Genomic DNA, 12327 nt, shown 5'->3' with positions numbered 1-12327 from the left:
ATCGGTACGAGCGCCTCGTTGGCCTTCATTACGAGGAGCGTCGTTATGGGACCTCCAGCGCCAGTTCCATGTTTTAGGTGGACAACTACCAGGTGGAACTCATCCAAAGAGAATCGACCACTTAGCGGCATGGAGGCGCGGCTGGCCCTGAGGCCCGCCGGCGACTATGGCCTCGTAGTAGCCCTTGGTCGACCAGGCGGCGCCCTGGGTCGCCAGTTCCTTGCGCGGTTTGTGGCTGGTCTCCATCTTGAAATTGCTGGTCTTGTCATCGATGCTGGCACCCCAAAGAGCGGATGATTCGCCCGAGGGCGACCTGTCCCTGTGAGTTCCACGGCCGGCGCTCCGCTCGCACGGGCTGTACCTGCTGCCTCTCTTCGCGCTGGCCTGCCTGTTTTGGTCGCACAAATCGTTCGCCGCGCGCGAACAGGGCGGCTTCCTGGCGAAGAACGTCGAGATCTCGATCTCGGTGGCGCAGCGACACCTGAGAATCGCGGAGCAGAAGAAGGCCAACGAGACGCTGGCGAACATGCCGGCGCACCAGGGCACCAGGGCCCGGAACAGCGACCACCTGCAGTAACTCTTGAGTCGTTATTCTTGAAGGATTCGATTTTCGGCCGAAGCCCTGTCAGGGACTTGCAAGAATAGCTCATCTGTATTAACGTACAGGGTTGATGAGTCAGAGCCCTCTCGAAGTCACCTCCGCCCCGACCGCGACTGCGGAACGGCTCATTCGCTTCGAGACGCCAAAAGACTTTCAGGGTCGCCCAGGGTTCCGGGCAAACCTCCCTCCTCGTGAGGGAACACCGTTCCGGATCATCGGCGGCTACGGCTTCAAGAAGGTGAACTGGCTGCGGTGCGGGTTTTCCAACTGCAAGACACTCCACGGAGCCGGCTATGTGATCCGGAACGCGGCCGGCCTAGAGACCAACATCGGGCATTGCTGCGGGAAAACGCTGTTCGGCGCGGACTGGCACGCTATGTACGAGCAGTTCGAGACGCAGCGCAAGGTGGAGGCGCTGCAAGACGTGCTGGCCCGCGTTCTCACCACGCGGGAGGCTACCCTGAAGCAGGCGCGAGCCGCGTTCGACGCGCTGCAGCCAGCCGCCGACCAAGTGGCCAAGATCGTAGCGACGCTGGATGGCTACGGGCCGGTGAAGCGCGCGTTCTGGGAGTGCGTGAAGCAGCGCGGCTCGCTTGCCTACTACCGGGATCTCACGGAAGACGAGCGTGCGATGGCCGGCGGGCAGAAGGCGGTGCGCGAGACCAAGGGCCACATCGAGGGCATCTATGCAGCGACCGTGAATGCGCGGGAGCTGGCGCGCACCTTGAAGTTCAAGGTGATCGTGCCGCTCACCGACATCCAGCCGGAAGCGCTTTTGGCCATGCCCTATCGGCAACTGGAGCAGCGGCTGCGCGAATACGCCGACATGGCGGGGATCGTGCAACAGGCCGAGGTCTTCACCGAAGACGCGGCCAAGTTCGCGAAGCCCCTGAACTGGCACAAGTTCGAGCAGTTCTGCGATGCATCCAAAGTCCGCATGGACCATCAGGGCTACAAGGCCCTGCGGACGCTCGCCGGCACGCTCTAGCCGCCATCCTCCTTCTCGGTCGCCCGTGCGGTTGCGGATGCGGTGGCGTACCGCAGCAACCTGGGTTGCGCAGATGCTGGCGTCGACCTTGTCGCGCGCCAGGAAGGTGAGACTCGCTTCAATGGACTCGCCGGCAACAGTAGTTCTTAGACACGTTGGTTATCTAAATATTAATCAAGATAACCGGCAGTCACCCTAATTGAGCCTAGTCGCCTTAGCTCAGCAGCTGCCGCTCTGTGTGAAATTCCGCTCTAGTGCGGTCCGTCGGTCACAGGCGTATCCGCCGAGGCAAGGGCACGTGGGATACTGTACGCATAGCCAGTATCTAGTCATGTCGAACCTCGCCGCCCTGGAGTGGGCAGAAGACCCCGCCGAGCCGGCCCCGCCACCACGCAGGGCACGCGCGGCCGTGCGTGAAGGGGAGCTTCCGAAGGGTGTCTGGAAGGGCAGCGAGCTGGGCTCGCAGATCGGCGAAGCGGTCCCGTCTGGATGGGAAGCCCTGGACCGGGAGCTTCCCGGCGGTGGCTGGCCGCTACGATCGATCACGGAGATCCTGACGCCGCAGCCGGCGGTGCTGGAGTGGCGCCTGCTCGCAGGCGGCCTGGCCAGCGCCGTGGCGGCCGGTCGGGAAGTGATTCTCGTGGGCCCGCCCAAGCCGCCCCACCTGCCAGGGCTGCTTCACGCCGGCCTCGATGAGCGCAAGCTGGTGTGGATCCAGGCCAGCACGCCGGCGGAGCGCCTGTGGGTCACCGAGCAGCTGATCAAGTCCAACTCGGTGGGCGCGGTGCTCGCGTGGCTGCCGCAGGCCCGCCAGGAGCAGATCCGCCGGCTTCAGGTGTGCTCCCAGGGCTGCGACGCCACGGTGTTCCTGTGCCGGCCGGAGGCGGCTCGCCACGAGTCGTCGGCCGCGCCGCTGAGGGTGCACGCCACCTACGGGCTCGATTGGGAGCTGGTGGTGGACGTTTTCAAGCGCCGCGGGCCGGCGCACGCCGCGCCACTGCGGCTGCCGTCAATCCCCGGCGGGCTCGAAGCGGTGCTCACGCCGCGGCTGCTCGCGCCCAGCCGCATGTTCCAGGTTCCGGAGGCCGTGGATGCCGCTGTGGGCAGTGCTGCACCCAGCCGCCGACCCGCCAAGCAGCTCGCCCTCGCTTGAGGCCCTGCAGGGCATCGCGACCTGGGCGCTTCAGTACACCCCGCGCGTCGCGATCCTCGAGGAATCGGCCATCGCGATGGAGCTGGAGGCGAGCGCGCGCCTGTTCGGCGGCCGCCGGCGGCTGGTCGAGCGCATCAAGGCCGAAGCAGCGGAGCTGGGCCTCGCCGCGCCCAGCTGGGCGCCGACCAGCCTGGCGGCGCTGGCCCTGGCGCGCGCCGGCGCCACCAACGGCTTCGCCAAGCCCCTGCAGCAGGTGCTGGACGCGCTGGCCTTCCCGACGCTGACCGCGGCGCGCGCGCACGAGGCGACGCTCGCCCGCCTGGGCTGCCGCACATTGGGGGACGTTCGCGCGCTGCCGCGAGGCGGCATTTCCCGGCGCTTCGACGCCGCGGTGCTGCTGGCGATGGATCAGGCCTATGGACTGCGCCCGGAAAGCCACGCGTGGGTGCCAATTCCCGATCGCTTCGCGCAGCGGCTGGAGCTGATGTCGCGGGTGGAGCTGGCACCGGCGCTCCTGTTCGGCGCACGCCGACTGCTGATGCAGCTGTGTGGGTGGCTCGCGGCGCGGCGCAGCGGCATCACCTCCTATACCTTGCGCTGGGCCCACGATGCGATGCGATCGAAGACGGCCGGCGACGGAGGCGAGCTCACGATCCGCACGGCGGAGATCACCCGCAACGTGGAGCACCTGTGCCGCCTTCTCGCGGAGCACCTGGCCAAGGTGCAGCTCAAGGCCCCCGTGGGCGACCTCGAGCTCGTGGCCGACGATGTGCAGGCGCTGGAGGAGAAAAGCACTGCGCTGCTGCCGGACCCCACCCAGTCCAGCGAGTCGCTGGCCCTGGTGCTGGAACGCGTCGCCGCGCGCCTGGGGCCCGAGCGGGTGCTGCGGCCCGTGGCGCGGGAGGACCACCGGATGGAATGGATGGTGCACTGGCAGCCGGCGCAGGAGCGCAGCCGCGCCGGCCCACGCCGCGCCCGCGCCTGCCGCAGCCCGCCTACCGCCTGGCCGAGCCCCTGAAGCTTGCGTCGCGCGGTGATCGCCCCGTCTACCAGGGGCCCCTGGTGCTCCTGTCAGGGCCGCATCGCCTTGAAGGGGGGTGGTGGCACCGGCTGCCGGACGCCGGCGGCGGCACCACCGCGCAGAACGTGGTGCGCGACTACTGGGTGGCCCTGAGCCAGCACGCCGGAGTGCTGTGGATCTTCCAGACCCGCCTGGGCGAGGACAAGTCCGCCTGGTACCTGCACGGCGTGTTCGCCTGAACGCCGCGACCATGATCCCGACGCAGTACGCCGAGCTCTGGTGTCTCTCCAACTTCAGCTTCCTGCGCGGCGCGAGCCACGCGGAGGAACTGGTGGAGCGCGCCAAGGAGTTGGGCTATGCGGCCCTGGCCATCACTGACGAGTGCTCCATGGCAGGCATCGTGCGCGCGCACGTCGCCGCCAAGGAGCACGGACTGAAGCTGCTCGTGGGCGCGCAGTTCGAGGTGCAGGCCGCTGCGGCCTTCACGATGGTGGTGCTCGCGCGCAACCTGGCCGGCTACGGCAACCTGTGCGAATTCATCACCCACCTGCGGCGCGCCTCCGAGAAGGGCACCTACTCGCTGCACGCCGACCAGGTGACCGGTTCGGAGCTGGATGACTGCCTGGTTCTGGTGGCGCCGCGGCGCGGCCTGAAGCAGTTGGAGATCGACCAGGTGGCAGCGTGGACCGTGGAGCGGTTCGCGGGCAGCTGCTGGATGATCGCGCTGCGCGAGCGGGTACTGGGCGACGAGATGTGGCTGCACATGCTGCGCCAGGCGAGCGCGCGTCTGGGCATCCCGCTCGTGGCCGCCGGCGATGTGCACATGCACGTTCGATCGCGCAAGCCTCTGCAGGACGTGCTCACCGCCACCCGCGTGCGCAAGCCCCTCACCGAGTGCGGCGAGGCGCTGCAGCCCAACGCGGAGCGGCACCTGCGCACGCGCCTGCGCCTGGCGCAGCTCTATCCCGAGGACCTGCTGCAGGAGACGCTGCGCGTCGCGGAACTGTGCGAATTCACGTTGGAGCAGATGAAGTACCAGTACCCCTCGGAGGTGGTCCCCGAAGGCGAGACGCCCAAGAGCTACCTTCGCAGGCTCACGTACGAGGGGGCAGGGCAGCGGTGGCCGGACGGACTGTCCGAGAAGGTGCAGACGCTCATCGAGCACGAGCTCGCTCTCATCGCGGACCTGCGCTACGAGATGTACTTCCTCACGGTGCAGGACATCGTGCGCTTCGCCAGGTCCCGCCAGATCCTGTGCCAGGGTCGCGGGTCGGCTGCGAACTCCGTGGTGTGCTTCTGCCTGGGCGTGACGGAGGTGGACCCGGACCGCATGAGCACGCTGGTCGAGCGCTTCATCTCCCGCGAGCGCAACGAGCCCCCGGACATCGACATCGATTTCGAGCACGAGCGGCGCGAGGAGGTCATCCAGTACCTGTACACGAAGTACGGCCGGGACCGCGCCGCGCTGGCGGCCGCGGTGATCAGCTATCGCCCGAAGTCCGCGATCCGCGACGTGGGCAAGGCGCTCGGCTTCGATCCCGACGTGGTCGACGCGCTGGCCAAGGACCACATGTGGTGGGACGCCGCGGCCGTGCGCGAGGAGGAACTGGCCGCCCTGGGCCTGTCCGCCGACGACCTGCAGGTGCGCCAGATGCTGGAGCTCACCGGGCAGATCATGGGATTCCCGCGGCACCTGTCGCAGCACGTGGGCGGTTTCGTGCTCACGCGCGGGCCGCTCTCGCGCATGGTGCCGATCGAGAACGCCTCCATGGTCGATCGCACAGTGATCGAGTGGGACAAGGACGACCTGGACGCGCTGGGCCTGCTGAAGGTGGACGTGCTGGCCCTGGGCATGCTCACCGCGATCCGCAAGGCGCTGGAGTTCATCAGCCAGAGGAAGGGCTTCGTCTTCGGCCTGCAGGACGTGCCTGCGGAAGACCCCGCCACCTACGACATGGTGTGCAAGGCCGACACGGTGGGCGTCTTCCAGATCGAGAGTCGGGCGCAGATGTCGATGCTGCCCCGGCTGAAGCCACGCACCTTCTACGACCTCGTGATCGAGGTCGCCATCGTGCGCCCGGGCCCGATCCAGGGTGGCATGGTGCACCCGTACCTGAATCGCCGGATGGGCAAGGAAGAAGTGATCTATCCCAGCGAGGCGCTGAAGGCCGCCCTGGGCCGCACGCTGGGCGTGCCAGTGTTCCAGGAGCAGGTGATGCAGATCTCCATGATCGCCGCCGGCTTCACAGCGGGCGAGGCGGACGGCCTGCGTCGCGCCATGGCCGCGTGGAAGCGCAAGGGCGGGCTGGAGAAGTACCACGACCGTTTGGTGGACGGAATGATCGCGCGCGGCTACGAGGCGGAATTCGCAAAGCAGGTGTGGCAGCAGGTTCACGGCTTCAGTGAGTACGGCTTCCCCGAGAGCCACGCCGCGTCTTTCGCGCTCCTGGTGTACGCGAGCTGCTGGATCAAACGCCACCACCCGGCGGAGTTCCTCGCCGCGCTCCTGAACTCCCAGCCCATGGGGTTCTACTCGCCCTCGCAGCTGGTGCAGGACGCGAAACGCCACGGCGTGGACGTGCGCGCGGTCGACGTGATGGCCAGCGACGTGGATTGCACGCTGGAGGACCTGCCCCACGCGCCGGCGGTGCGCCTGGGTCTCCGCATGATCGACAAGCTCAAGGGCGAGTCGGCGCAGCGCATCGTGCGGGCGCGCGCGAGCGCGCCCTACGACAGCGCCGACGACCTGGCGCGCCGCGCGGGCCTGCAGCAGCACGAGATGAAGCTGCTGGCCGCCGCCGACGCGCTCCAGAGCCTCTCGGGCCACAGGCGGCAGCAGGTCTGGGACGCCGCGGCGCTGCGGCCGGCGCCGGAGTTGCTGCGCGACGCTCCGATCGAGGAGGAGATCCTGGAGCTTCCGCCTGCGCCGGAAGGTGAGGAGATCGTCTTTGACTACGCCTCCATGGGCCTGACGCTGCGGCGCCATCCCCTCGCGCTGCTGCGCCCCACGCTGGCGGGGCGCGGCCTGAAGACGGCCGCAGACCTGCACGACCTCCCGAATGGCCGGCGCGTGCGGGCCTGCGGCATCGTCACGCTGCGGCAGCAGCCCAGCACGGCCAACGGCACCATCTTCGTGTCCCTTGAGGACGAGACTGGCGTGCTGCAGGTGATCTGCTGGAAGAGCATCCGCGAGGAGCAGCGAGACGTGTTGCTGCGCGCCAAGCTGCTAGCCGTGACCGGCGTGTGGCAGCGCGAGGGAGATGTGCGCAACCTAGTTGCGCGCGAGCTCGAGGACCTCACGCCGCTGCTGGGAAGGCTGGCGGGGAGCGCGGAGAGCAGGGACTTTCGATAGATCCCAGACTCGGCAATACCTCTTCCCGTGCACTATTAACAAGGGCACTCGTCGCTGTCGGAAGTCTCGACGGTCTCCGTTGAGTGCGAGCCGTCGAACGAAAAGTGGTACTTGCATTGTCCGTCGTACATCACGCAGCACTCTACGTCTTGTTCTTCCGGATTCCCTATCTGGAAGAACAGCTTAGAAAATTGCTGTTGCTTGTCTGGCAACCGGAATTCATCTGGGCCACCTCTCTTCCATTCACCCCAGACGTCGTTGTCGTCGCGTGAAGGTCCGCTTTGAAGCGTTAACCTAGTTGCGGTTGTGCCCGCGCAAAACCTGATCGACCATCCGTCCATTCGGTTCTCCTTGGTCAAGAACGGTACCGAGAAGCACGCTTTCAGCAACTCGCTATCTTTGCGCGGCCACTCCAATCGAGTGTGCTGCTGCGAAGGGACATTGATCTGACGCAATAAGTTTCTTGGCACATGACCACCAACCCTGGCGGGCGATGATGTGCGACCCGGGGCCGAATGCTCTGCAAAATCGCCGATCCACCCCTCATGGCGAAAGTCGTTCAGACATTGAAGCCAGGCCTGAGGCGCAAGCTAAGGGTGCGCGGTGGGTCTGGGCCAAGCAGCCGCGCACGACCTCGACCATCCCAGTGCATGTGACCCCGGTGAACTGTGGCGAAACCTGACGCTGGCAAATTTCTGACGGCCCGGTAGAAGCAGCCACTCCGGACGCCTTAAGGCCCGGTTTTAGGTCTCCCAGGATCGCATTTCCGAACTCGGTGACTACACGAAGCCCATCCACCTCTTAGGAGTGCGTCGTGAAGTCCCGTCCCTGTTCAACCTTGTCCGCTGTCGTGCGCCAGCTCCGTCGCGCGAGGCGCTGCGTAGCCCGCTCCCGCTGGTACCGCATCGCGCGGTTGGCCATCTGGCTGCTGGAAGCGTGCCACCTGGCGTCCTGGCTTCTCGCCCCTTGGCAGTAGCCGCTGCCATGTGCGTACGACACGCTCGCGACGCTCCCGGCCAGCTCACAGGCGCGCAGCGGTGTCAGCCGCGCAGTCGAGACCCGGTCATCGCGGCCTCGGGTGACCACGCGTGCGCGGACACCGGGAACGGCCACTGAGGCGGCTTGCCGGGGGGTACCACCACTGCGGCAGGTCCCCCAGCCCCCAAGGCGCTGGCAAGCGACTCCGCGTGCCGGGCCGCGCCCGCCTGGACCGCGTCCGCCAGGCGCCGCGCGGCGAGCCTGGTGGCCCGCTCCACGCCAGCCTCCGTGAGGCTGAAGCGCCGCGTTAACGGCCGCGCCTCGATCTCCTTTGCCAGGCCCAGCGCGCACAGGCGCTTGGGAAGCGTGCCGGCGCCCCGGATCTCATACGGCGCCGGGTGGGCTGCGAAGATCGACAGCAGGCAATTGCGCTGAGGGGTGGTGAGTTCCTGGGTCGTCATATGCCGCGGGCACGGGCAAGCCCGTGCAGGCTTGAAACGTAGACTACTTGAGGGGTGCACAGCGTCAAGCAGGGGGTGCTTTCCGTGCGCATCGATCTCCGCGAACGCCGCCCGTGGCCGGCGCCCAGTTGCGACCGCGCATGCGCTCCATGGGCGCCGGGCGAGCGCTCTTCGCTCCGCCCGGACGCCTATCACGCCGAGAAGTGCTCGTCCAACCCTGTACTGGGGTTCACAGCCTAGGGTGCCGTGGGTAGCATCGTCATGACCATCGCGGAGGGTGCTGTCATGACCGGCTTCACGGGCGCCATCGGAGCTGCGGTACTCCTGTTGTATCTCCTGGTTCTATCCGGTTGTGCAAGCTTCAGGCAGAAGTCTGACGAAGTCTGGCAACGTCCCAGCGGAGGGGAACTCGCCCCGCTGGAAGATGCCAAAGCGGCAATAAGGACGCATCTTCCGTATGCCTGGGCGTCCCTGGCGGCCTACCAGCGTCCCACCGAGCCCGAGTGTGCCGAACCGCATGCGTTCCTGCGATCGATCGGCTGGACGCGCTGGCTCGAGCTGCCGCAGCTTTTGGGGGACCAGCCGTTCAACGACCCAGAGATGCGTTCTCTCGCGCAGGCCATGCGCGAGCAACATCTACGCGTGGAAGTGTGGAGTCGTCCTCCCTCTGAAGGCCGCTCTGGTGAGGTCATCGTCGCCTTTGGGGGTACGGAGTTTCGCAATCTGCAGGATTGGAAGGCCAACCTTCACTGGGTTGGGGCGTGGTTCGGTGCCCAAGACCAGTACGAGTTGATCTCCTCTCGGTTCGTGCCGGCATTCGCCCGAGAGTTCAGACGACGCCAGCAGCGCCCTGACGAAGCGTGGTTGGCATCGGCGCGCATCACCCCGACGGGGCACTCGCTGGGGGGAGGCCTGGCGCAGCGCTTCGCCTACGACGTCTGGGATGAACTGAAGTTGCCCGCGGACCAGCTGCGCGTGCGAGAGATCTACAGTTTCGACCCCAGCCCCGTCTCAGGTAAACGCACGTCTCCCTCGTTCCAGGAGCACAAGGACGAGACCCTGCGGTACAAGGGACTGAAGATCTACCGCATCTACAACCGCGGCGAGATTTTGGCGACCGTGCGCTCCATCTTGCACTTCGGGAATTTGAACCCAGACCTGAACGAGCAAGGGCAGAACTGGATCGATATTCGGTACAAGGACAACTGGAGCTGGCGCACCTTGTTGCCGGACGGCTGGGTGCATGCCCATGGCATGGAGAGCCTGGCGTGCTTTATGGCCAAGGAAATCAATGTCCCTGTGATGAACACGCCAGGCGCAGCCTCTTCGGTCCCAGCGCGCGCACCGCAATAGGTTCCGAGGGCCAGCTAGGAGGTGGGCACCTGACTGAAAGAAGCCCGGGCGCGTGACATGGGCCGAGTCTGGCCGTGGGACCCTCTAGATTGCCTGCAGCGCCCAGAGGTCGGTGGTCGTCTGCCGTGGCAGACGGGCCACTTCGCAGTATCGCCGCAAGGCGCGATCAGTCTGCAAGGCCACGGAGGTGAGCTGTGCAAGCCAGTCCGGGTCGGCAGGCCAGGTGCCGTGCTTGCGCATCGGCATGTAGATGGCGTGCACGTGTTCGTAAAGTCGCTGGGCGCCTGCCTCCCCGCTCATGCCCAAGAGGAGGTGCAAGGTGGCACCCACGATGTCGGACGCCCCCTCCTCGACGCCCTTTCGAAGGGACGCGATCGAATCCGCTAGCAGGGGCAGGTAGCAATCAAGGATCTCGTCGACCAGCTGCAGCTTCACGAGGGAGCGCAGCTTGGCCTCGTTCAGAAGTTCAGTGCTACCTGCGAGGTTCGAACGGACGGGCATACCAATAAGAAAGGCACGGGAAAGACTCCGTGTGCCGCGTGGGGATCCTAAATGCGTCGGCCCCAACTTCCGAGCTGCGAAGCAGACAAAGTGGCGGACTATTGAGCCATTCGTGGTACTTCGGGGGGCGCACTCCCACCACGTGGTGTGCCCACGTCGTTTGTAGTTCAAATCCGCGCTTCATTGACTTTCCTCATCGGGATCTTCGTCACCCCAAGACATATTGCGTTCCGTCGATCTACGTCACCGAAAACTGAATTCACGGAGTAGGGATGCTCTCGAAAATGGGAAACACTGCCCGCCCCAGGTTGGACGGGGCGACGGCCGCGCGGCATGTCGATGCACAGGAGGCAAGAGCGCACGACGAGCGGGGAGCAGTGACCTCGGCGCTGCGTTCAGGCAGCGGCGGAGCCTTTGCCGTGCTCGCTGGCCCGCAGGCGGTTCGGCTTCGGCCGCAACGCGCCGTCGGCCGGCTGCAGCATTGGTGATGGGGCTCCTCAACGTGCGGGAGCGGACAGTGGTGCCCCGCGGTGCGCGCCTGCCATTGTTTCACCGCCCGGGTCGCGTCGCGCTGCTGGACGACGATCCCGTCTTCCGGGCCATGCTCAAGGGGGTATTGGAGCGCAGCTGGGATGTGCTGACCTTCTCTCGGGCCGAGGGCCTGCTCGAACATCTGCTCACCGAGATCCCGTTCGCGGCGGCGGATACCTGGGTGCAGCAGGATCTTGTCAGGACGTTCCTTGCGGAGCGGGGCAACCTCCCCGCCGCGGTGATGCATTACCTTGCGCGAGCGACGGAGCGCTTTGGCCTCACGAGGATCTGCCTGGTCGACCAAGTCCTCGAAGGGGGGCGATTGGGGACCGACGTACTGCGCCAACTGCATTCGCACGACTGGCGCGGACACGCGGCACTGGTGACCGGACAGGCAGGCACTACCACGGCAGTGCAGGCTTTCAACGAAGGCCTCATCCAGCGCTTCGAGCAAAAGGAGGGGCCCGAGTTTCCGCTGAGGATTCTGGACTTCGTGCTGCTTGCGCAGGAAGGGGGCGCCCCCGACACCGACCAGATCTGGCGCAGCACGCTCAACGAGGTGCAACATCGCGCGCTCACGGCAGCTGGCGTGTGCGCGAGCCTCGGCCAGTCTTTGCGCGGTGTCATGGCCGAATACGTGGTGATCGGCGCTCCCTTCGGCGCGCTGGGGCTCACGGCCGCAGGCGCCATTGCGTGGATGCCCCTGTCCATGGCCGGCGCCAGCGGCCCGGCCGACCTGCGGGAGTTTCTGCCGATTTCGGAGATGCGCCCTGTGAGCGCGCCAGGGCGTTTCGGAGACGACGGACAGCTGCTGGGCCAGGTGTTCGTCACGAGCGACAAACTACCTGCCGGGCATCCGGCGGGGTTGGATGAGTGGAGGGCGCGGCATGTGGCGCTCGATGCCGGCTTCGATGCGGCGATCTCCGTGGGCGCGAGTTAAGGCTACCGCGAGCGGCGAGCCCTGCTCACGACCCGAAGCACCCATCGTCCGCCGGCTCCTTGTGAGCGGCAAGTGCAGCGGCGGCACCAGGCAGGGCCTCGCGATCGCGGCTTCCTGTCTCGGGGCAGTCCTCGGGGACTTGGCTCGCGTGCCACTTCTCTCGCGAGCCGATCAACATGGGGATGTCGCGCGACAGCGCCGAACAACGCGAGTGGGGCTCCCTGTTTCGGGCCTGCCCGCCGGGAGCGGAATACACCACGTGCTTGCACCCGTGGCAGGTGAGAAGGATGGTCCTGGACATGTGAATCTCCGGCGATCGTGCGGACTGACGTCTCAATGACACTCGGGATGTCGGTGGGCTCTGCACTTTGCGCAAGATCAATGTACGGGCCCGTGCGTCGAGGACCAAGCAGGTGCTCCTTCAATATATTTTGCGGTTTGCTATCGG

Annotated in this window: 10 protein-coding genes; 7 read left to right on the top strand and 3 right to left on the bottom strand. The window is 66.4% G+C overall.

Going from position 1 to position 12327, the window contains the following annotated elements; genetic code table 11:
* Nucleotides 1-99 precede the first annotated feature (99 nt).
* On the bottom strand, nucleotides 100-528 hold the full coding sequence (locus WG923_RS14065; protein WP_340351608.1) for a hypothetical protein: 429 nt from the start codon (nucleotides 526-528) through the stop codon (nucleotides 100-102).
* Between the two features lie 143 nt (nucleotides 529-671).
* On the opposite strand from WG923_RS14065, the gene WG923_RS14060 reads away from it, so the two are divergent.
* From WG923_RS14060 to WG923_RS14040, 5 genes are all read left to right on the top strand, one after another.
* Nucleotides 672-1589: a hypothetical protein gene (locus tag WG923_RS14060; RefSeq protein WP_340351607.1), complete on the top strand. Its 918-nt coding sequence runs from the start codon at nucleotides 672-674 to the stop codon at nucleotides 1587-1589.
* A 331-nt stretch (nucleotides 1590-1920) separates the two neighbouring features.
* Nucleotides 1921-2742, top strand: coding sequence for a translesion DNA synthesis-associated protein ImuA (imuA, locus tag WG923_RS14055; protein WP_340351606.1), 822 nt, complete (start codon nucleotides 1921-1923; stop codon nucleotides 2740-2742).
* Nucleotides 2681-3760 carry a Y-family DNA polymerase gene (locus WG923_RS14050; RefSeq protein ID WP_340351605.1) on the top strand — a complete coding sequence of 360 codons (1080 nt, stop codon included), beginning with the start codon at nucleotides 2681-2683 and terminating at the stop codon, nucleotides 3758-3760. The genes imuA and WG923_RS14050 overlap by 62 nt, the downstream gene beginning before the upstream one ends.
* A gap of 44 nt (nucleotides 3761-3804) precedes the next feature.
* Nucleotides 3805-4002 (top strand): hypothetical protein, encoded by a 198-nt coding sequence (locus WG923_RS14045; RefSeq protein ID WP_340351604.1) that lies wholly within the window; start codon nucleotides 3805-3807, stop codon nucleotides 4000-4002.
* An 11-nt stretch (nucleotides 4003-4013) separates the two neighbouring features.
* A complete protein-coding gene (locus tag WG923_RS14040; RefSeq protein ID WP_340351603.1) occupies nucleotides 4014-7115 on the top strand; it encodes an error-prone DNA polymerase in 3102 nt (1033 codons plus the stop codon).
* 1040 nt (nucleotides 7116-8155) lie between these two features.
* On the opposite strand, the gene WG923_RS14035 is transcribed toward WG923_RS14040, so the two are convergent.
* Complete coding sequence (locus WG923_RS14035; RefSeq protein ID WP_340351602.1) at nucleotides 8156-8554, bottom strand: hypothetical protein; 399 nt, start codon at nucleotides 8552-8554, stop codon at nucleotides 8156-8158.
* A 261-nt stretch (nucleotides 8555-8815) separates the two neighbouring features.
* On the opposite strand from WG923_RS14035, the gene WG923_RS14030 reads away from it, so the two are divergent.
* Nucleotides 8816-9907, top strand: coding sequence for a lipase family protein (locus tag WG923_RS14030; RefSeq protein ID WP_340351601.1), 1092 nt, complete (start codon nucleotides 8816-8818; stop codon nucleotides 9905-9907).
* 84 nt (nucleotides 9908-9991) lie between these two features.
* Here the strand turns inward: WG923_RS14030 and WG923_RS14025 are convergent, their stop codons facing one another.
* Nucleotides 9992-10342, bottom strand: coding sequence for a hypothetical protein (locus WG923_RS14025; RefSeq protein WP_340351600.1), 351 nt, complete (start codon nucleotides 10340-10342; stop codon nucleotides 9992-9994).
* A 553-nt stretch (nucleotides 10343-10895) separates the two neighbouring features.
* Between WG923_RS14025 and WG923_RS14020 the strand changes: the two genes are divergently transcribed.
* Entirely contained in the window at nucleotides 10896-11879 is a 984-nt protein-coding gene (locus WG923_RS14020) for a hypothetical protein (protein ID WP_340351599.1), read from the top strand.
* Nucleotides 11880-12327 lie beyond the last annotated feature (448 nt).

Origin of the sequence: Ramlibacter sp. AN1133 (genome assembly GCF_037890035.1) — a bacterium.
Lineage (GTDB): Bacteria > Pseudomonadota > Gammaproteobacteria > Burkholderiales > Burkholderiaceae_C > Ramlibacter.
The sequence above is the reverse complement of the archived record's forward strand: the minus strand, read 5'-3'. Positions and strand labels throughout refer to the sequence as shown.